Genomic DNA, 20,320 nt, shown 5'->3' with positions numbered 1-20,320 from the left:
GAGCCGCTCCCGAGCCGCCCGCGGCGACAATGGGCCAGGACCACCGAAGGAGGCGCCATGCCCGTCGACGTGCGCCCGCGGAGACGGCACCGTCTACGCGTCGGTGCCGGCGACCACCCAGCCGCCGTTCGCGGTGTGGGACGCGGCTCCGCCGAAGGAGCCCGCTGCGGGCGGAGGCCGCGTTCGGGGCACGGTCTCCTGGTACGACCCCGCCGTCGGCGACCCGGCCCAGGGCGATGTGCGCGGGGCCGCCTATCCGGCTCTCGCTCGGCACGACCGTCGGGGTGCGCAACGAGTGCGCGGATCGCTCGGCCGTGCTGCCGCTGGTCGACTGCGCCGCCGTCTCCTCCCGCTTCTGCGACCGATGCGCCGACTGCGGCACCGGCGCCGAGGGCGCATCTCTACGCCTATCTAGCGCTCTATAAAATATGCGCTAGATCCATCTAGAGACTTCTAGCGATGCGGCGCCTCGGTGCCTCTTGCCCTGTCTAGCGTGATCTAGCAAAAATCCGAGAAACGCCGATACAACCCGACATACGTCACACGCCGCACGCGCCCGCCCTGCCTCAGTCCGGCTGGCGGCGGAGGAAGCGGCCGAAGTGCGGGACGGTGAACGCGATGGTGCCGCGCTCGGCGCTGTAGATGAGGCCCTTCTTGATCAGGCTGTCGCGGGCGGGCGAGAGGCTGGAGGGCCGGCGGCCTAGGGAGGTGGCGACCTCGGTGGTCTGCACCGGCTCGTCGCCCAGCGACGCCATCGCCCGCATGTAGTCGCGCTCGGCCGGGGTGGCGCGTTCGTAGCGGCTGCCGAAGAAGCCGACCGCGAGCTCCTCCTCGGCCTCGGGCGCCGCGATCTCGACGTCCTCGGCGGTGATCGGGGTGTCCAGCGCGTGGTCCCAGGTGACCTTGCCGTAGGCCTGCACGAAGTAGGGGTAGCCGTCGGAGACCTCGTAGAGCGCTGCGAGCGCCCCGGAGTCGAAGGCGACCGCCTCGGTGTCGGCCGGTGCGGTGAGCGCGTAGTCGGCCGCGTCGCGGCTGAGCCGGTCGATGCGGGTGTAGCGGAAGAGGCGCTCGGAGTAGCTCTTGCTCGCCGACAGCACCGCGGGCAGGTGCGGCAGCCCGGCGCCGACGACGATCAGCGGCCCGCCGTTCTGGGAGAGCTCGTGGCAGGCCGTGCACAGGGCGGAGACGTCGTCGGGGGTGATGTCCTGCATCTCGTCGATGAACAGGGCGATGCCCACACCCAGGTCGGTGGCCACGGACGCGGCGTCGAGGAACAGTTCGACCAGGTCGATTTCGAGGTCGCCGGAGTCGGCCCGGCCGCGAACCGCCGGGACGTCGATGCCCGGCTGCCAGCGCGGACCGCCCTTGGCGGCCTTGGCGCCGGCCTTGCCGGATGCGGCTTCGTCCTCCTTGGCCTGGGCGAACGCCTTCAGAACGCCCAGCACGTGCTCGATGCGGTCGGGCGCGCGGTGGCGCGGCGCGAGCTCGCGCAGGGCCATGTGCAGGGCGGCCGCCACCGGGCGGCGGATCGACTGGTCGGGGCGGGCTTCGATCTTGCCGGTTCCCCACAGGCGCTGGATGGCCATCGACCGGAAGGTGTTGAGCAGCACGGTCTTGCCGACGCCGCGCAGCCCGGTGAGCACCGTGCTGCGCTCCGGCCGTCCCCGGGACACCCGCTCGAGTACGACCTCGAACTGGCGCAGCTCGCGCTCGCGCCCGGCGAGCTCGGGGGGACGCTGGCCGGCGCCCGGAGCATAGGGATTGCGCACGGGGTCCATGCCATCGGACTCTATACGCGGCTCTAGTGCTGCCTCTAGAGAGCGGTAGAAAGCAGCAGACGACGGCGCGTCCCAGTCGACCCGGCGCAGTGCCCGGCGGTCGTCGAACGGGGAGTGGGGGGCGCGCCCGACCCCGGTGGGTCCGGGCGCGGTCCGACCCCTGACGTGCGCTGCCGTGGTCATGCCCCCCACTCCCCTATCTCGAACGTGTGTTCGATCACTGAGGACTTTAGTGGATGAGAGGCCGGTGCGCCACCCGCCGAAACCCGTCGATCTTGTGGCTATCGTGAAAGAAAGTGACTTCCATTCGCGATGGCTACAAGATCGACGGTGGTGTACCCGGTTGCAGCCGCGTCGCCGGCCGGTCGCCCGACGACCTCTCAGGCCAGCAGCTTGTCCTCGCGCTCCACGGCCGCGCGGCTGAAGGCGGAGACGGTCTCGCGGTAGTCCTTCTCGGAGTCGGGCCCGAGCACAGCGGTGGTGCCCAGGTATCCGCCGTTGCGGTACACGAGGCGGTACAGCCACACCTTCTCGCCGCCGATCGCGGTCTCCACGGCGAACGCGCGCGACCCGTCGGCGATCTCCTCCACCTCGACCTCCTGGAGCCGGTAGGAGGTCGTCGACCCGTCCTTAATGGTCGCCTTGTAGCTGTCGCAGCCCTCGGGCGGCGAGGCGGAGACGACCTCCTCGGCCGTCTCCTCCGGCACCTCGATCAGGGTGTGGGTGATCGTGTCGTCGCCGCGTGCGAAGGTGGCCAGCGACGTGGGCGCCTTGCGCACCTCGGGCAGGTCCGCCCACTGGTTGGTGGCGTCCATGCACTGCGGCTTGTCCAGCTCGGCGGTCTTGCGCAGCTTGTCGGTCTGCTTGGTGGTCGACAGCTCCGCGTAAGTGCCCGCCTCGCTTCGCTGGGGCACCACCTTGGCCTCCTCGAACTGCACCAGCTGGGCTTTGTGCAGCCGCTGGGCCTCGTCGGCGCGGGGGTCGCCGCTGTCGCTGTCGTCCCCTTGGGCGCCGCCGCAGGCGGTTGCGGCGGCGAGGGCGACCGCGGCGAGTGCTGCGGCCGTCGCCCTTCGTGCTGGCAGGGGGTGCTCCATGGTGCTGTTTCCTCTTCTGTGCGATATTGCCGCTGAGGTCCGCAGGCGCTTCTCCCTGGCGGTGATCGCCGAAAGTAGCCTGGGCAGTGCACAGAGTATCGAGGAAGGACAACGGTGTCGGAGCCGAATTCGCCATATCTCCGGGACGCGCTCGAAACCATCCCCGCCTACAAGCCCGGGCGCACGGTGGTCTCGCCGGGCGGCCGGTCGGTCAAGCTCTCCTCGAACGAAAGCCCGTACGGACCGCTGCCCTCCGTGCGCGAGGCGGTGGCCGCCGCGGCGGCGGACCTCAACCGCTATCCCGACGCCGCGTCCGCCGAGCTCACCGCGGCGCTGGCCCACCGGTTCGGCGTCGACGAAGAGCGGATCGCCCTGGGCGCGGGCTCGGTCGGCCTGCTGCAGCAGATCCTGGCTGCGACCGCCGACCCCGGCGCCGAGATCGTCTATGCGTGGCGCTCGTTCGAGGCCTATCCGCTCCTGGTGGAGCTGTCGGGCGCCGCGCCGGTGACCGTCCCGCTGCGCGGCGAGGCCCACGACCTCGACGCCATGGCCGAGGCCGTCACCGACCGCACGCGCGTCGTCTTCGTGTGCAACCCGAACAACCCCACCGGTACCGCTGTGCGCGAGTCCGAGCTGGCCGCGTTCCTCGACCGGGTGCCCGAGCACGTGCTGGTGGTGCTCGACGAGGCCTACCGCGAGTACGTCCGCGACCCGCAGGTCCCCGACGGCGTCGCGAGCTTCGGCGACCGCCCCAACGTCGCGGTCCTGCGCACGTTCTCCAAGGCCTACGGCCTCGCCGCGCTGCGGGCCGGCTTCATGATCGCGCCGCCGCGAATCGCCACCGCCGTCCGCAAGACGCTGGTCCCGTTCGCGGTCAACCACGTCGCCCAGGCCGCCGCCGTGGCGTCGCTGGCCGCCGAAAAGGAGCTGCTGGAGCGCGTGGATGCCACGGTCAAGGAGCGTGAGCGGGTGCGCGACGCGCTGCTGGCCGACGGCTGGGAGGTACCGACGACCGAGGCGAACTTCGTCTGGCTGCGGCTGGGCGAGCACACCGGCGACTTCGCCGCCGCGGCCGCTGCCGAGGGTGTGGCGGTGCGCGCGTTCCCGGGCGAGGGCGCGCGGGTGAGCATCGGCGCAGCGGAGGACAACGACGCCTTCCTCGACGTCGCCCGCGAGTTCCCGCACCGCAACCGCGACTGACCCGGCCGGGTCCCGTCGGCCGCACCGCTGCGCGCGCCCGCGCCTCCCGCCGCGCAGGCGACAGGCCCCCGCTCCCGCGGAACGCGATCGGGGGCCGGCGCCGCCGACAGCGGCACCGGCCCCCGATGCGTCGGGCACATGCCGGAAGCGGCTACTTGCCCGCCTTGTCCTTGTCCAGCTTCTCCAGGATGAGCCGGTAGAGCTGGCGCGGTCGCCCCGGCTGCAGCGTGCGGTTGGGCGGCAGCGGCCAGGCGAGCCCCTCCTCGACCAGCGTGCGCAGCAGCCGCCGGGCCGTGCGCGGGGTCACGCCCAGCATGCGCCCGGCGTTCTCGGCGTCGACCACGAGGGGGCCGTCCTCCTCGGCGATCTTCTCCGAGAGCCGCAGCAGGGTCTCGCGCCCCTTGGTCCGCAGCGGTTCGGTCGTCTGGCGCTGAGGCGCACGCTGCGCGGGCACCAGCGACCGGCCTTCCCGGTCGACCGCGAAGCTCTGCCGGGTCGCCTGCGCCCGGCTCAGCGCGGCGCGGGCGTGGGTCTCGGCGTCCTGCGTGGTGCGGCCCATGCCGATGCCCACCTCGATCGCGATGCCGAGCTCGGCCTTGATGCGCTCCACGAACGGCGGCTGGCGGAACCCTTCGGTCGCGCTGACGAGCGAACCGCGGGTGGCGGTCACCATGAACGTGTGGTCGTCCACCGGGTGCGCCGTGGCGTTGATCCGGTGCGCCTCCTGCAGCAGCAGGCGCTGCAGCGACAGGCGCAGCTCGTCGCGCCAGTAGCGGGGCGTCGAGCGGCGCGAGGAGTCGCGCAGCGTCGGGACGTCGACGATGACGACACCGAGCTGCGCCTCCTCCAGCCGGTGGTGGGCGCCCAGCAGCCCGGCGGTCTGCAGCGCGCTGCGCACCCCCGCGTTGGTGGGCCGCAGGCGCATCACCGGAACGCCCATGGACTCCAGCCGCTCGGCGACGCCGCGCACGCATGTGATCGCCATGCGGGTGGACTTGCGCCGCCACAGGCCCTCGTGGAACGAGGTCAGCTGGGCCGTGCTGGTGAGCTCCTCGTGCACGTGGATGCCGTCGACGGGCAGGTCGACCTCGGAATAGGCCTCGACGACGTCGGTGCGGCTGAGGACGTCGAGGCTGGCCCGCGTGGGATCGAGCCGTTCGTCCAGGGTGGCCCGCAGCAGGGCCTCGTGCAGGCTGGCTCCGCCCAGAGGCACGTAGGTGGCGGGCATGGTCAGCACGCCCGCCTTCCGTGCGAACTCGTAGGGGACGGGGCTGGCGAACAGATACGCGTCGATCGCCGACCCCAGGCGCAGCACCTTGTCGGTCGCCTCTTGCTCATCTCGATACGCGGCGGCGATGAGTCTGGCGTTGAGCGGTCCCGTGGACCCCGGTCCCATGAGCATCACCCGCTCGACCACTTCATGGGGACCGATGACACCAATCGTCAGATCGCCAGTTCGCTGCGCACTCACCTCGGGCTGCTCCCCGCTACCATTCCACGCTCTTCACTATGTGCGCCCACTGGTTTTCCCGAACCTGTTCCCTGTCACGGCATGGTTGCCGAGATCGTACCCATTGTGCGGGGCCAATGAAGATCGTTTCACACAGAACGCCGAAAGCCCGGGTGGGAGCCGGTCGCCCCCACCCCGGCCTAATCTGCGAATTCAGTGACTATTCGGAGCCTTCACGCACAACGTCGGCACCCAATGCGACCAGCCGCTTTTCGAACTGAGCGTGACCGCGGTCGACCAGATAACCGGGTGCGACCACCGTCTCGCCTTCGGCGACCAGCCCCGCGAGTACCAGAGCGGCGCCCGTGCGCAGGTCGTGGGCGACCACCGGGGTACCGCGAAGCGCCGTGTGGCCGTGGACGATTGCGCGGGTGCCGTCGACCTCTATCTTCGCACCCATCTTGGTCAGCTCGTCGGTCAGCGCGAACCGGCCGTCGTAGATCGCCTCGTGCAGGTAGCTCTCGCCCTCGGCCATGGTGGCCAGCGCCATCAGCGGCGACTGCAGGTCGGTGGCGAACCCGGGGTAGGGCGAGGTGACGGCGTTGATGGGACGCAGCGGGGCGCCGGCGTCGCGGCGCACGTGCAGCACCGCGCCCTGCTGGGCGAACTCCACGCCCATCTGCTCCAGCTTCCAGCGGGCGACGCCCAGGTGCTCCAGGTGGGCGCCGACGAGGCTGACCTCGCCGCCGGTGGCCGCGGCCATCATCGCGAAGACGCCGGCGTCGATGCGGTCCGACATTATGGTGTGCTCGACCGCGGTGAGCTCGTCGACGCCCTCGACCGTGATGAAGCCGGTGCCGCCGCCGCTGATCTTGGCGCCCATGCGGGTCAGGAACTCGATGACGTCGATCACCTCGGGTTCGAGGGCCGCGTGCTCGATGACCGTGGTTCCCGGGGCCAGTACCGCGGCCATGATGAGGTTCTCGGTGCCGGTGTGGGAAGGCGTGTCGAGGTAGAGGTGGCCGCCCCGCAGGTTGCCGGCCTCGATGTTGATGTGGTTCCGCGCGTCGTCCTCGGTGACCTCGGCGCCGAGTCGGGCGAAGCCCCGGTAGTGGAAGTCCAGTTTGCGGCTGCCGAGGTTGCATCCCCCGACACCCTCGATGCGGGCGTGGCCCATACGGTGCATCAGCGCCGGTACGAACAGCACGGACCCGCGGAACCGGGACGCGATGTCGGCGGGCAGAACGGCGCGCTCGGGGTCGTTGAGCTGGGAGGCGTCGATCACCACCGTGCGCTCGGCCTCATGGAACTCCACCTTGGCCCCGATGTGCTCGGCGAGCTCCAGCGCGCGGTGGACGTCCTCGATGAGGGGGACGTTGCGCAGCACCGTGCGCCCCTTGGCCGCGAGCAGGGCGGCGCCGATCATCGGCAGCACGGCGTTCTTCGCGCCCTGGATGAACGCCGTCCCGTTCAGGGGACGGCCGCCGCGGACGCGGTAACGAACCTCCTGGCCCATGCTCATGTGCTCCTTCGTGAGGCTGTTTAGGTGTAGGGGTCGTTCTCGTCGGACTCGGTGCGTTCTCAGACGCGGATGTCAGGTGGAGCGTTCCGACGAGGCGGGCTCAACCTGATAGCCATCGGCGAGTGTCCGGGCTCGGTGTTGGGCGCTGACTGGCACTACGAGTCGTGTGCCCGCTGAGGCGGACCTCATGCCGACCGCGGCAGGCAAGGCGTACTTCGGGCGTAATACCAGGTGGCGCGCCGATCCCGGAGATGGCGGGTTGTTGGGGCGCCCTTTGCGGGGTGCTGGGCTTCCCGGCGTCCGGGCAAAGGGCGGCTTCCACTGTATGTCCTGCGCGTTCCCTTCGCAGACATCGTGCTTCGGATCACCGGCGCACCGTCCGCGGAGGAGGGCCGCCGGGGACGCCGCCGTTCCCGTGACCGGCCTCGACGTGCGCCGGAGCCGCCGAGGGCGGTGCGTTCCGCGCGCCGAGGTGTGTGCGGGACCGCACGCGAGCACCGGGCGTGTCGCGGCCGCGCCCGGTCAAGACGGCTCCAAGGTTCGCCATCCGGGCCACTGCGGCCGCCCGGCGCGGGGCGCGCGGGCTGGCCGGACGAGGGGTGCGGCAGCAGGCGCCGAGCGGCGTGTGCGCCCCCACGGGGTGCTGGAGCGCCCGCTGAGCGCGCCCGCGGGCGGGCACCCGCACGGGCCCGGCGTCGTGTGCGCGCCTAGCTCAGCTTCGCCAGGCGCTCGAAGAGGCCGTCCAGCCGCCGCACGAAGCGCTCGGGGCGGCAGACCTCGTCCAGCCGCTCCTCGTCGAGTGCGACCCCGCGCTCGGCGGCCTCTGCGCGCAGCGTCTCGCGGAAGGGCGTGCCCGAGTCCCAGGTGCCCATCGCGGCGGCCTGCACCAGCGCGTAGACGTCCTCGCGCGAGGCCCCGGTCTCGATCAGCTCGGACACGACGGTGGAGGAGTAGATCAGCCCGCCGGTGGAGTCGAGGTTGGCGCGCATCCGGTCGGTGTCGACGACCAGTCCGCTCACCAGCCGCGTCGTCACGTGGAGCAGGTAGTCGGCGGCGATCGCCGCGTCGGGCAGCGAGATGCGCTCGGTCGAGGAGTGCGAGATGTCCCGCTCGTGCCACAGCGGGATGCCCTCCATCACCGGCACGATCTGCGCGCGCACGTTGCGCGCCATGCCGCAGATCCGCTCGGAGAGGATCGGGTTCCTCTTATGGGGCATGGCGCTGGAGCCCTTCTGGCCCTTGCCGAAGGGCTCCCACAGCTCCCGCACCTCGGTGCGCTGTCCGTGCCGGACCTCCAGGGCGACCGCCTCGCACACGGTGGCCGTGATGGCCAGGCACGAGACCCACTCGGAGATGCCGTCGCGCAGCACCACCTGGGTGGACACGTCGGCAGGACGCAGGCCCATGCGCTCGGCGACGTAGGCCTCGACGCGCGGGTCGATGTTGGAGTAGGTGCCCACCGGGCCCGAGACGGCCATCACGCCGACCGCCTCGCGGGCGCGGCGCAGCCGGTCCCGCGAGCGCGCCAGCCCGAACGCGAAGTCGGCGACGCGGTGGCCCCACACGTCGGGCTCGCCGTGGATGCCGTGCGTGCGGCCGACGCGCAGGGTGCCGCGGTGCGCCAGGGCGTGGTCGCGCAGGGCGGCGACCAGGGTGTCGGCCTTGGCCAGCAGGATGTCGGTGGCCTCGACCAGCTGGGCGGCCAGCGCGGTGTCCAGCAGGTCCGAGGAGGTCATCCCGAAGTGCACCCAGGCGGCGGCCTCGCGCGGCTCGGTGTTGTCGGCCCAGGCGGTGAGGAAGGCGATCACGTCGTGCTGGGTGACCGCCTCGATTTCGGCGACCCGCTCGGGGGTGGGGGGCGGTGCGGCGCGCACCGGTTCCACCGCGTCGGCGGGCACGGTCCCGTCGTCCGCGTGGGCCTCCAGCACCAGCGTCTCGACCTGGCACCAGAGCTCGTACTTGTGGGCGTCTGAGAAGACCCGCCCCATCTCCGGAAGGGTATAGCGCTCGATCACCCGCCCATTTTCGCAGGTGCTCCGGGTGCCGGGGCCGTCGGCTCAGGCGGTACCGGCCGCCGCGCGCTCGGCGATGTCGGTGCGGTAGAAGCTGCCGCGCAGGTCGATGAGCTCGGCGGCCTGGTAGGCGCGCTCGCGGGCGCGGGCGAGGGTGTCGCCGGTGCCGACCACGTCGAGCACCCGGCCGCCCGCCGAGGTGAGATCGCGCACGCCGCTCCAGGCGGTGCCTGCGTGCAGCACGTAGGCACCGTCGAGCGCCGAGGCGGCGTCGATCCCGGTGACCGGGTCGCCCTTGGCGGGGTCGGCGGGGTAGTTCTCGGCGGCGATGACGACGGTCACCGCAGCTCCGCCGCGCCACTCCAGCTTGGTGTTGGAGCTGAGCCCGCCGATGTCGGCGGCCTGCAGCAGCCCGCCGATGGGCGTGGCCAGGCGGTCCAGCAGCACCTGGCACTCGGGGTCGCCGAAGCGGGCGTTGAACTCCACCACCCGCGGTCCCTGCGAGGTCAGCGCCAGGCCCACGTAGAGCAGCCCCTGGTAGCGGATGCCGCGCCGCGCCATCTCGGTGAGGGTGGGGCCGACCACGGTCTCCATGACGTCGTCCACCAGGCCCTCGGGTGCCCAGGCGAGCGGGGCGTAGGCGCCCATGCCCCCGGTGTTGGGCCCGCGGTCGCCGTCGTAGGCGCGCTTGAAGTCCTGGGCCGGCAGCATCGGCAGGGCGTGGATGCCGTCGCTGATGACGAACAGCGATACCTCGGGTCCGTCCAGGTACTCTTCGACGACGGCACGGCCGCATTCGCGCGCGTGGCGTTCGGCCTCGGCCCGGTCCTCGGTCACCACGACGCCCTTGCCCGCTGCCAGCCCGTCGTCCTTGACCACGTAGGGCGGCCCGAACGCGTCGAGCGCCTCGGCGGCCTGGGCGGGCGAGCGGCACAGGCGGGAGCGCGCCGTGGGCACCCCGGCGGCCTCCATGACCTCCTTGGCGAAGCCCTTGGAGCCCTCCAGCCGGGCGGCCTGCTGGTCGGGGCCGAAGACCGGGATCCCGCGTTCGCGCAGCGCGTCGGCCACCCCCGCCACGAGCGGCGCCTCGGGGCCGATCACCACCAGCTCGGCGCCGATCCGGGAGGCCAGCTCGGTCACCGCGAGTCCGTCGACGGGGTTGATCACGTGGTTGTCGGCGTGTTCGGAGGTTCCGGGGTTCCCGGGCGCACAGTGCAGATCGGTCACCCCGGAGTCGAGTGACAGGGCGCGGACCAGGGCATGCTCGCGGCCACCGCCGCCGAGGACCAGGGCTTTCACTTCACGGACCCTTTGTTTGTCGTGGATAGCAGGGGACAGGCCGCGGGGGTCAGACCAGGGAGCGCAGTTCGAGGGTCTGGTCGCGCCCCGGACCGACCCCGATCGCGGAAATCGGGGCTCCGGCCATCTCCTCAAGGGTACGCACGTAGGCCTGCGCGGTCTTGGGAAGCTCCTCGAAGCTCCGCGCGTGGGAGATGTCCTCGTTCCAGCCGTCAAGGTACTCGTAGACGGGGACCGCGTGGTGGAAATCCGTCTGGGTCATCGGGATCTCGTCGTGGCGGGTGCCGTTGGCCTCGTAGCCCACGCACACCGGGATGCGCTCCAGGCCCGACAGCACGTCCAGCTTGGTCAGGAAGAAGTCGGTGATGCCGTTGATGCGGGTGGCGTAGCGGGCGATGGGCGCGTCGAACCAGCCGCACCGCCGGTTGCGCCCCGTGGTCACGCCGTACTCGCCGCCTTTCTGGCGCAGCCACTCGCCCCATTCGTCGTGCAGCTCGGTGGGGAAGGGGCCGGAGCCAACGCGGGTGGTGTAGGCCTTGACGATGCCCACGACCTTGGTTATGCGCGTGGGCCCGAGCCCCGCACCGGCGCAGGCCCCGCCGGCGGTCGGCGAGGAGGACGTCACGAACGGGTAGGTGCCGTGGTCGATGTCCAGCAGCGTGCCCTGGGAGCCCTCCAGGTACACGGTCTTGCCGTCGTCCAGCGCCTTGTTGAGCTCCAGGGAGGTGTCGGCGACGAAGGGGCGCAGCTCCTCGGCGTAGCCCATGTACTCGTCGAAGACCTGGTCCAGGTCCACGCCGCGCCGGTTGAAGACCTTGGTAAGCACCTGGTTCTTGTCGTTGAGCGCGAGTTCGAGCTTCTGCCGCAGGATCTTGGGGTCGAACATGTCCTGCACGCGGATGCCCGTGCGCGAGATCTTGTCGGCGTAAGTGGGGCCGATGCCGCGGCCGGTGGTTCCGATGCGGCCCTTGCCCAGGAACCGCTCGGTGACCTTGTCGAGGGCCCGGTGGTAGGGCATGATCATGTGCGCATTGGCCGAGACGAGCAGGCGTTCGGTGCTGACGCCGCGCTCGCGCAGGCCGCGCAGCTCTTCGAACAGCACCGCCGGGTCGATCACGACGCCGTTGGCGATGACCGGAACCACGTCGGGGGAGAGGATGCCCGAGGGCAGCAGGTGCAGGGCGTACTTCTGGTCGCCGATCACCACCGTGTGCCCCGCGTTGTTGCCTCCCTGGTAGCGGACCACGTAGTCGACCCGGTTGCCGACCAGGTCGGTGGCCTTACCCTTGCCCTCGTCTCCCCACTGGGCTCCAACGAGCGTGATCGCCGGCATCCGGGTCTACCTCTTCATTCGTTCGACCGAGCGTGGATGGTCGCGGTGCACAGCACATGAGCAAGCCCCTGACGCAAGCAAGCGACAGGGGCCCTTGCGTATTGAGCGTACATGACCCGCGCGGAGGCGTTAAGGGACGTTCCCCCTGCGGGGCCTACGAGCAGCGGCGCCGGCGCGCCGCCCGGCCGGGGCGTCGGAGGGGCCTTCGCCGCCGCCCGCCGCGACCCGGCCCGGCGCGCTAGGCGTTCAGGGCCTCGGCAGCGGTCGCGCTGCTCTCGCGCAGGAACGTCGAGCAGCGCCGGGCCTCCTCGGCCTCGCCGATGGCCTCGGCCGCGGAGGCGAGCATGTGCAGGGCGCGCAGGAAGCCGCGGTTGGGCTCGTGCTCCCACGGGATGGGGCCGTGGCCCTTCCACCCGGCTCCGCGCAACTGGTCGAGGCCGCGGTGGTATCCGGTGCGCGCGTAGGCGTAGGCGGCCACGTCCTCGCCGGCCTCGAACGCGCGCTCGGCCAGGGCGGCCCATGCCGCCGAGTAGGCGGGGAACCGGGCGGCGACCTCGGCCGGGTCGGTGCCCGCGGTCAGCGCCTCGGCGGCTTCGGTGGTCTCGTGCAGGTGTGTGGCGGGCGGCTCGCCGAGCAGGTTCTGTTGCAGGTCCATGCCTCCATCCTGCCAGCGCCGCCCCGCCTGGTGGCGTGCCCGGCCGCCCGCGTCCGCCCATGGAAGTGGCGACCGGGCACGCGCTGGTCCCCGGTTCGTGGGGAACCAGGGACCGGCTCGGGCGGGCGCTACTTCATCTTGTTGCCCGCGGACTTCAGCTGCCGGCAGCCCTCAACCACGCGCGCGGCCATGCCGGCCTCGGCCGCCTTGCCGTAGGCGCGCGGGTCGTAGGCCTTCTTGTCGCCCACGTCGCCGTCGACCTTCAGCACGCCGTCGTAGTTCTTGAGCATGTGGTCCGCGATGGGCCGGGTGAAGGCGTACTGCGTGTCGGTGTCGAGGTTCATCTTCACGACGCCGTAGTCGATGGCCGCGTGGATCTCCTCAAGGGTAGACCCGGAGCCGCCGTGGAAGACGAAGTCGAAGGGCTTCGCCTTGCCGTACTTCTCGGACACGGCCTCCTGCGCCTCCTTGAGGACCTCGGGACGCAGCTTGACGTGCCCGGGCTTGTAGACGCCGTGCACGTTGCCGAAGGTGAGGGCGGTCATGTAATAGCCCTTGTCGCCGGTGCCCAGCACCTCGGCGGTGCGCAGCGCGTCGCCGGGGGTGGTGTAGAGCTTCTCGTTGATCTCGCCGACGACGCCGTCCTCTTCGCCGCCGACCACGCCGACCTCGATCTCCAGGATGGTCCGCGCGGCGTTGGACGCGGCCAGCAGCTCCTGGGCGATCTCCAGGTTCTCCTCCAGCTCCACGGCCGAACCGTCCCACATGTGCGACTGGAACAGCGGCTGCTGCCCCTTGGCCACGCGCTCGGAGGACGCGCGCAGCAGCGGCCGGACGAAGCCGTCGAGCTTGTCCTTGGGGCAGTGGTCGGTGTGCAGGGCGATGTTGACGGAGTACTTCTCGGCGACGATGCGGGCGTACTCGGCGAAGGCGATCGACCCCGTGACCATGTCCTTGACGGTCGCGCCGGACAGGAACTCCGCGCCGCCGGTGGACACCTGGATGATGCCGTCGCTCTCGGCCTCCGCGAAGCCGCGCAGCGCGGCGTGGAGGGTCTGGCTGGAGGTCACGTTGATGGCCGGGTAGGCGAAGCCCTGCGACTTCGCGCGGCCCAGCATCTCCGTGTAGACCTCGGGGGTAGCGATAGGCATGGTGTTGACTCCCTGGTTGGCCTGGAGTGTCGTACGAGCGGCCCCGGCTGTCTCCGCGGAACCGCCTCTTATGCGGAAATTACCCAGTGGGTTGCCGGGCCAAGTATCGCGAAGTCGGCGTCGGAACGAAAGGTCTAGACCAAACCGGCGGCCGTGCGCCGCAGCGCAGGTGGCCGGGTTCCGGCGGTTCGCGCGTGCATGTGCGCCGACCGTCGCGCTCGGTCACCCTACGTGTTTTCGACGGCTCCAAGGGAGCGCAGAAGCCCGATTCGGACATATATCTCGTGTCCTACCGTCGAATGTCCACGGTGATACACGCTACATTCAGTAGCGTGGGACGACATCGCAACGATCCGCGAGGCATCGCCCAGATGGTGGCCATCGGCGGAGTGATCGTGCTGTTCATCACTCTCGTGATCCTCGGCGGATTCTTCCTGTACAAGTCGCTGCCCTCCGGCAGCGACACCGCCGCCGTACCGGAGGGCGCCGCGGGCACCACCGCCGACCCCCAGGCCGAGGAGATGCCGACCGGCAGCCTGTACATCAGGGCGGTCGGGGAGTCCAGCGAGGTCGTGGTGACCGTGCCCGGCGGAGACGTCCTCGCCGACACCACCCTGAAGACCGACGAGTACCTGAGCTTCACCGAGGAGCGCACCCTCAGCGTGACCATCGGCCGGCCGAGCGAGGTCGAGATCTACGTCCACGGCGAGCGCCAGGACGTCGAGGGCGAGGATCCCGGCTACAGCTTCGCCGTCCAGCCCTGACCCTTCGTCCCACAGCTCCCGCGGGCCGAGCGCTGCCCCTCTGCCGCCCGCGTGCTCAGACGTCCAGCTCCTCCGGGCGGAACGCCGTCCGGTAGTCGAGCCCTTCCGCTTCCACGCGCTCCCGCGCGCCGCGGTCGACGATGACCGCCACTCCCACGACCTCGGCCCCCGCCTCGCGCAGCGCCACGACCGCCGCGAGCACCGAGCCGCCCGTCGTGGAGGTGTCCTCCACCGCCAGCACCCGGCGGCCCGCCACATCCGGCCCCTCGATCCTGCGCTGGAGCCCGTGGGCCTTGCCCTCCTTGCGCACCACGAAGGAGTCCAGCCGCCGCCCGTGCGCGGCCGCGGCGTGCAGCATCGCGGTGCCGACCGGGTCGGCGCCCAGGGTCAGACCGCCCACCGCCTCGTAGTCCAGGTCGGCGGTGGCCTCCAGCATCATCCGGCCCACCAGCGGCGCGCTCTCGCCGTCGAGTGTCACCCGCCGCAGGTCCACGTAGTAGTCGGCCTGCCGGCCGGAGGAGAGCGTGACCCGGCCGTGCACGACGGCTTTATCGTTGATGTGTCGAAGGAGTTCGTCGCGGTCGCTCATGATCACCGAGCCTAGGGTGCGCCGGCCACCGCTCGGAGCGCCCGGGCACCGCCCGCGCCCGCGGCGGGCCGGCAGCCGAGCAGCGGATCGGAGCGAGCGATGTCCGAAGAGCGCGAGCACGCGGGCGCGCACGTGCGCGTCGAGACCACCAGCGACACCCGCGAGTCCGCCGACGACCTCGCGCGCTCGGTGGTCGACCGGCGCCTGGTCGCCTGCGCCCAGGTCGAGGAGCCCATCACCAGCTACTACCGCTGGGAGGGCGAGATCTGCGCGGACCGGGAGTGGCGCGTGGTGATGAAGACCGCACGGGATCGCCTGCCCGACCTCGTCGAGCATCTGCGGTCGGTGCACGGCTACGACGTCCCCGAGATCGTCGCCGTGCCCGTCGAGGGCGGGAACCCCGGCTATCTCGACTGGCTCGTCGAGGAGACCCGGCCCTGAACACCGACACCCCCGGCCTCGTCCTGCTGCACAGCCCGCTGGAGGAGCCCGCCCGGCTGCGGGGCGTGCGCGACGCGCTGCGCGGCCGCGGCGCGCACGCGGACCTGGCCGAGATCACCGACGACGACGGACCGCCCTACGCCGCCCGCTACATCGCCCGAGCGGCGCTGGAGATCCGCAGGCTCGCACCGCCCTCGCCGGTCGTGCTGGCGGCCCGCGGTGCGGCGGGACCGCTGCTGCCGCAGATCGGCGCCGCCCAGCGCGCAGCCCACCGACCGGTGGCCGCGTACCTGATCGCGGACTCCCTCCTACCGCAGCACGGCTCGCACTCCCGCGCCGAGCTGCGCGCCGCCCAGCTCGGCGACGGCGCCGCCGATCCCGGTGCGGCGGGCGCGGAGCGCGAGCGGCCGCCGGGGTTCTACACCGAAGCGCTGCCCATGGCCGCGGACTGGCCCGACGCGCCCTGCGGCTACCTGCTCACCGGCGGCGGGCCGGCCGCATGCGCGCGGCTCGCCGGGCTGCGCGGCTGGCCGGTCCTGGACCGCAGCGATGCAGGCGCGCCCGGCAGCGGCGCCGACGCGGCGCTGGCCGCCGGCCTGCTGGACCTGCTGGCCATGCTCTGAGACAGAGGCCGCTGGCCGATTCCGCCGTTGATCTTGTAGCTATCGTGAAGGAAAGCGATTGCCATTCACGATAGCTACAAGATCAACGGGGTTGGCGGCGCCGTGCGCCGCCAGGGGTCCAGGCCGTCGGGCAGTGCCACGGCGACCAGCCGGTGCGCGGCCGGCCCGTCCGCCGGCGGACGGGCGCCCCGGTACAGCTCGCTGATCCTGGTGCGCAGGTAGGAGGCGGTGGCCAGGCCGGTGAGCGGGTCGCGGCAGTCCTCGCGGGAGCGTCCGTCGTCCACCCATCCCGCCGCCAGGGCGGTGACCAGGGTGAACGGCGGCTGGGAGTCGCCCAGCGCCTCGAAGAGGGCCGCGAGGTCGTCGAGCGCGCCGCCGATGGTCGTGCCTCCGCGCGCCCTGGCCTGTCCGAGCCGCCCGCAGGCCTCGGCGAGTCCCTTCCCTTCGACGACCGCGGTGCAGACGGCGTCGACGGCCGGTGTCCACCAGTCCTCGTGCGGCTCGGCCCGCCGCTCACGGCTTCGCCTGCCCCACAGCTCGCGCAGCCGCCGCCCTGTCGCCGGACCGTCGCACAGCTCGAAGCCGCCGGTGTCGCATCCCCACATCTCTGCTCTGCTCCCGTCGTCCGGTGCACAGCGCCGCAGCGCCTTCACGCTTAATCACGGACTTGGGTGGCGGTCATGACGCGAGTGCGGGAACATTTTTTGCGGAAGGGCTCCTGCGCCCGCGCCATCCCCTCGGATCGCCCCGTCCAGCAGGAGCCCCGCACGACCTGTCAGCCCCGCCGAACACGGCCGAACCAGGGCGGAACCACACATTGCGGACCGCAGAGCGGAAGGGCGGCGCATGACCGAACCCCATGTCGAGGACACGGAGTTGCTCATCGGTGACGGTGAGCTGCTGGCGCGGGTTCGCGACGGCGACAGCGAGGCATTCGAGGAGCTCTACACGCGCCACGTCGGCGCCGCCCGCGGCCTGGCCCGCCAGCTGGTCCGCAGCGAGAGCGAGGTCGACGACGCCGTCGCCGAGACCTTCGCCCGCGTACTCGCGCTGCTGGGGCGCGGCGGAGGACCCGCCGACGGCTTCCGCGCGTACCTGCTGACCGCTGTTCGCCACGTCGCCTACGACCGGTTCCGGGGAGAGAAGAAGCAGGTCGCCACCGACGACATGGACGTCTTCGATTCCGGCGAGCCCTTCGTCGACTCGGCGCTGGCCGGGCTGGAGCGCTCGTTGATCGCCCGCGCCTATCTTTCGCTGCCCGAGCGCTGGCAGGCGGTGCTCTGGTACACCGAGATCGAGGGGATCAAACCGGCCGAAGCCGCCACCAGCCTCGGCATGAACCCCAACAGCGTCGCGGCGCTGGCCTACCGGGCGCGCGAGGGGCTGCGCCAGGCCTACCTGCAGATGCACCTCGCCGGAGGCGCCGCCGAAGCCTGTCGGCCGGCCGTCAGCAGACTCGGCGCCTACGTGCGGGGCGGGCTCGCCAAGCGCGACACCGCCGACGTCGACCGCCACCTCGACGACTGCGGAACCTGCCGCGAGGTCTACGCCGAGCTGATGGACGTCAACGTCGGCCTGCGGGGGATCGTGCTGCCGCTGGTGGCCGGCCCGGCCGCGGCGGGCTACCTCGCCGCGGCGGGCGGCATCCCGGCCGGAGTCGCCGGATGGTGGCAGCGGATGCCCAAGCGGGCGCCGCAGGCTGCGGCGGGCGGCGGCGCCGTCGCGGCGGCGGTGGCAGCGGCCGCCTTCGCGCTGGTGAGCGCCGAGGAGCCGATGGAACCGCCGGAGGCTCCGCCCGCCGCCGCTGCGCCGCCCGCGCCGGAGGAGCAGCCTCCCGCGCCCGAGCCGCCGGCTCCGCCGCCCGCCGACCCTCCCGAAGGCGCCGAGCGGCCGGACCCGCCGGCCCCGGCCGATGACCCGCCGCAGCGGGAGGTCCACGCGAGCGCGCTGCCGGCCGAGCTGGAGCCCGAGGCGCCGGCGGACCCGCCCGAGGTGCCGGAGGCGCCGGCGGCCCCGCCGCCGCCCCAGATCCCGGACGCCCCCGAGCCGCCGGAGGCGCCCGACCCGCCCGAACCGCCGTCCTTCGACCCGCCCGGTCTCGGGAACCCGCCCGACCCGCCCGAACCGCCGTCCTTCGACCCGCCCGGTCTCGGGAACCCGCCCGCCGCGCCGCCGCCGTTCGACCCGCCGCCGTTCGACCCGCCGGGCGCGGGGCAGCCGCCGGCCGCCCCTCCGCCCGCCGGAGGGCCGCCCGCGCCGCCCGGCGTCGGGCCGCCGGTGCAGCCGCCCGGCCAGGGCAACGGGGGCCCGCCCGGCGGCATTGCGGCAGGTCACGCCCACCGGACTGCCGTCTTCACCGGGTCGGCGGGTCCCTTCGCGCCGGCCGGTGCGGAGCCGGTGCCGGCGGCCGCCGGCGCGGACCGCCCCTGCGCCGCACAGGGCTCGGCCGCCGCTTCGGCGGCCGGGTCCGCCCACGCGGTCGCGGGCCGTGCCGCGCCGCCTGCCTGGGGCGACATGCGGTCGGCAAGCGACAGGCGGTGGCGGGGCGGCGTACAAAGCCGCGCAGACTTGGCTAGGCTGTGGCCCGGCCTGTCTGCCGGCCCGGTGCCGGACGCCGACAGGACCGGGAGCGTGGTAATCGCCCCGGCAGACCAACGAACGGGAAGGGGCGGTGTCGCGTGGATCGCTGCGCGCTATTCGTAGACGCCGGCTACCTCCTCGCCGACGGTGCGATGGCAGTGCACGGAACCCGCAATCGCGATTCCGTGTCATGGGACTACGCCGGACTCGTGCAACTCCTCAACGAAGTGGCACGCGACCGCACGCAGCTCCCGCTGTTGCGCTGCTACTGGTACGAGGCGACCTCCGACGGCCGCCGCACCCAGGAGCAGGACGGAATCGCGGACATCCCCGGCATCAAGTTCAGAGCCGCGCGCATCCGTCCCGGCAGACGGGAGGGCGTCGAGAGCTACGTCCAGCGGGACCTGACCACGCTCGCACGCACCGGGGTGCTGTGCGAGGCGGTCCTCGTCAGCGGTGACGAGGACATGGCCCAGGTGGTGTCGGACGTCCAGGACCTCGGCGTCCGCGTCACCGCGGTCCACATCTCGGTCGAGGGCAACTGGACGATCTCGCGGTCCCTGCGCCGTGAGTGCGACGACCTGATCGAGATCGGCGCGGGACACCTGCGTCCGCATGTCACGCTGCTGGCGGGCGCGGGAGAGGACGAAGCGACCGAGACCACCGCGCCGCTGAGCAACGGGCGCTCGCACAGTCCGCCGGAGATGCCGCGGCGCCCGGTGGCCGCCAAGCCGCAGCCGGGCCGGGTCGAGCCCGCCGCGGCCCAGTCGGGCGGCTACGAGCCCGCCTTCGCCGGGACGGGCGGCCAGCCGGCCATGACCGGCAGCGCCATGGACCAGTTGCGCGCGATGCAGCAGAGCATCGCCCAGCAGCGCGGCGGCGACCACCTCGCGCCGCAGGGCGCGGGCGGCGTCGATCCGCAGCGCTCGCCCTCCGGCCCGATCGATGCCAACGGCTTCCCGTCGGGCGGGCAGACGCCCCCGCACATGGGCGGGGGCGGCACGCACACCGGTATGGCGCCCGGCCAGCAGCCGGGAGGCGACCCCGGCTACGGGATGCCCTCCAACACCGGTCCGCATCCGGGCATGCGCGGCGCGCAGAACCCCTACGGGCCACCGCAGACGCACCAGGCGCCACCGCAGCATCAGCCGGGGCCGCCGACCGGGGGCCACCCGCCGCAGCAGCCACACCCGACCGGCGGGCACCCCGTCCCGGGGCATCCCACGGGCGGCCACCCCTCGATGGGCGGCCACGGCTACGACCGGGAGAACCCGCCGGCCCGGAACACGCCACCGCCCGCACCGGACCCCCGGTACGGGCCGAACACCGGCGAGAACCCGGGGTTCGGAGGTAACACCGGGCCAAACCCTACTTTTGGGGCCAGTACGGAAGTTGACTCCCAGTTCGGGAGCACCGGCGGAACCCGGTCAGGTTCCGCCGCGGGTACTGGCCCCCAGCCCGACCACCGCCTTCAGCACGGCCCCTACACCGACCCCACGCCCACCGTGGGACCGCCCCCGCCCGGGAGGGCGTCGCACTCGATGGACGACGCCGTGAACGTCGCACACAGGGAAGGGCACGACTTCGCGGAGTCGATCGCACGCGACGCCCCCGCCCTGTGGATGGAGGCGGTCCTGGTGCGCCGTCCGCGGATGCCCTCCGACCTGGAGGCGCGCCTGCTGCAGGGATCGGCCCTGCCGATCGACTTCCTGTTGCGCGACGAGGTCCGCGAGGCTCTGCGACAGGGGTTCTGGGGCGCGCTGGAGCGCGCGGCCCGGGGGTGAGCGGCGGGCGCGACCATCGTGCAGCGATGATGCAGGGGAGCGAGG

The 20,320-nt window shown here is 72.4% G+C and carries 17 protein-coding genes; 6 read left to right on the top strand and 11 right to left on the bottom strand.

From position 1 onward, the window contains the following. Nucleotides 1-566: 566 nt before the first annotated feature. Together RM446_RS06870 and RM446_RS06865 are read right to left on the bottom strand one after the other, a co-directional pair. The gene (locus tag RM446_RS06870; protein ID WP_311544308.1) at nt 567-1,778 is read right to left on the bottom strand and encodes an ATP-binding protein; all 1,212 of its coding nucleotides are present in this window, start codon (nt 1,776-1,778) and stop codon (nt 567-569) included. Between the two features lie 380 nt (nt 1,779-2,158). After that, nucleotides 2,159-2,872, bottom strand: a complete 714-nt coding sequence (locus tag RM446_RS06865) for a hypothetical protein (protein WP_311544306.1) — start codon at nt 2,870-2,872, stop codon at nt 2,159-2,161. Nucleotides 2,873-2,986: 114 nt separating this feature from the next. Here RM446_RS06865 and hisC point away from each other — a divergent pair, with 114 nt between their 5' ends. After that, nucleotides 2,987-4,072 carry a histidinol-phosphate transaminase gene (gene hisC, locus RM446_RS06860; RefSeq protein ID WP_311544305.1) on the top strand — a complete coding sequence of 362 codons (1,086 nt, stop codon included), beginning with the start codon at nt 2,987-2,989 and terminating at the stop codon, nt 4,070-4,072. 151 nt (nt 4,073-4,223) lie between these two features. Here hisC and RM446_RS06855 read toward each other — a convergent pair whose 3' ends face one another. From RM446_RS06855 to fbaA, 7 genes are all read right to left on the bottom strand, one after another. Next, complete coding sequence (locus RM446_RS06855; RefSeq protein WP_398694677.1) at nt 4,224-5,489, bottom strand: transcriptional regulator; 1,266 nt, start codon at nt 5,487-5,489, stop codon at nt 4,224-4,226. Between the two features lie 253 nt (nt 5,490-5,742). Further along, nucleotides 5,743-7,044 (bottom strand): UDP-N-acetylglucosamine 1-carboxyvinyltransferase, encoded by a 1,302-nt coding sequence (gene murA, locus RM446_RS06850; RefSeq protein WP_311544304.1) that lies wholly within the window; start codon nt 7,042-7,044, stop codon nt 5,743-5,745. 707 nt (nt 7,045-7,751) lie between these two features. Next, nucleotides 7,752-9,059, bottom strand: coding sequence for an adenylosuccinate lyase (gene purB, locus RM446_RS06845; protein ID WP_311544303.1), 1,308 nt, complete (start codon nt 9,057-9,059; stop codon nt 7,752-7,754). A 42-nt stretch (nt 9,060-9,101) separates the two neighbouring features. After that, nucleotides 9,102-10,355: a phosphoribosylamine--glycine ligase gene (purD, locus tag RM446_RS06840; protein WP_311544302.1), complete on the bottom strand. Its 1,254-nt coding sequence runs from the start codon at nt 10,353-10,355 to the stop codon at nt 9,102-9,104. A gap of 49 nt (nt 10,356-10,404) precedes the next feature. Continuing rightward, nucleotides 10,405-11,688 carry an adenylosuccinate synthase gene (locus RM446_RS06835; protein WP_311544301.1) on the bottom strand — a complete coding sequence of 428 codons (1,284 nt, stop codon included), beginning with the start codon at nt 11,686-11,688 and terminating at the stop codon, nt 10,405-10,407. A 238-nt stretch (nt 11,689-11,926) separates the two neighbouring features. Then, nucleotides 11,927-12,343, bottom strand: coding sequence for a DUF3151 domain-containing protein (locus RM446_RS06830; RefSeq protein ID WP_311544299.1), 417 nt, complete (start codon nt 12,341-12,343; stop codon nt 11,927-11,929). Nucleotides 12,344-12,471: 128 nt separating this feature from the next. Then, nucleotides 12,472-13,494, bottom strand: coding sequence for a class II fructose-bisphosphate aldolase (fbaA, locus tag RM446_RS06825; protein WP_311544298.1), 1,023 nt, complete (start codon nt 13,492-13,494; stop codon nt 12,472-12,474). Nucleotides 13,495-13,826: 332 nt separating this feature from the next. Between fbaA and RM446_RS06820 the strand changes: the two genes are divergently transcribed. Next, on the top strand, nt 13,827-14,258 hold the full coding sequence (locus tag RM446_RS06820; RefSeq protein WP_311544297.1) for a RodZ domain-containing protein: 432 nt from the start codon (nt 13,827-13,829) through the stop codon (nt 14,256-14,258). A 55-nt stretch (nt 14,259-14,313) separates the two neighbouring features. On the opposite strand, the gene pyrE is transcribed toward RM446_RS06820, so the two are convergent. Continuing rightward, nucleotides 14,314-14,847 carry an orotate phosphoribosyltransferase gene (pyrE, locus tag RM446_RS06815; RefSeq protein WP_311544295.1) on the bottom strand — a complete coding sequence of 178 codons (534 nt, stop codon included), beginning with the start codon at nt 14,845-14,847 and terminating at the stop codon, nt 14,314-14,316. Between the two features lie 99 nt (nt 14,848-14,946). On the opposite strand from pyrE, the gene cutA reads away from it, so the two are divergent. Continuing rightward, a complete protein-coding gene (cutA, locus tag RM446_RS06810) occupies nt 14,947-15,288 on the top strand; it encodes a divalent-cation tolerance protein CutA (RefSeq protein ID WP_311544294.1) in 342 nt (113 codons plus the stop codon). Between the two features lie 65 nt (nt 15,289-15,353). Beyond that, nucleotides 15,354-15,911: a hypothetical protein gene (locus RM446_RS06805; RefSeq protein WP_311544293.1), complete on the top strand. Its 558-nt coding sequence runs from the start codon at nt 15,354-15,356 to the stop codon at nt 15,909-15,911. Between the two features lie 74 nt (nt 15,912-15,985). Here the strand turns inward: RM446_RS06805 and RM446_RS06800 are convergent, their stop codons facing one another. Then, a complete protein-coding gene (locus RM446_RS06800; protein WP_311544292.1) occupies nt 15,986-16,516 on the bottom strand; it encodes a hypothetical protein in 531 nt (176 codons plus the stop codon). 241 nt (nt 16,517-16,757) lie between these two features. Here RM446_RS06800 and RM446_RS06795 point away from each other — a divergent pair, with 241 nt between their 5' ends. Beyond that, the gene (locus RM446_RS06795) at nt 16,758-18,614 is read left to right on the top strand and encodes a sigma-70 family RNA polymerase sigma factor (protein WP_311544291.1); all 1,857 of its coding nucleotides are present in this window, start codon (nt 16,758-16,760) and stop codon (nt 18,612-18,614) included. Next, nucleotides 18,590-20,275 carry an NYN domain-containing protein gene (locus RM446_RS06790; protein ID WP_311544289.1) on the top strand — a complete coding sequence of 562 codons (1,686 nt, stop codon included), beginning with the start codon at nt 18,590-18,592 and terminating at the stop codon, nt 20,273-20,275. Before RM446_RS06795 ends, RM446_RS06790 begins: the two co-directional genes overlap by 25 nt. Nucleotides 20,276-20,320 lie beyond the last annotated feature (45 nt).

This window comes from Streptomonospora wellingtoniae (assembly GCF_031845375.1).
GTDB lineage: Bacteria > Actinomycetota > Actinomycetes > Streptosporangiales > Streptosporangiaceae > Streptomonospora > Streptomonospora wellingtoniae.
This window is presented reverse-complemented; position numbering and strand designations above follow the sequence as displayed.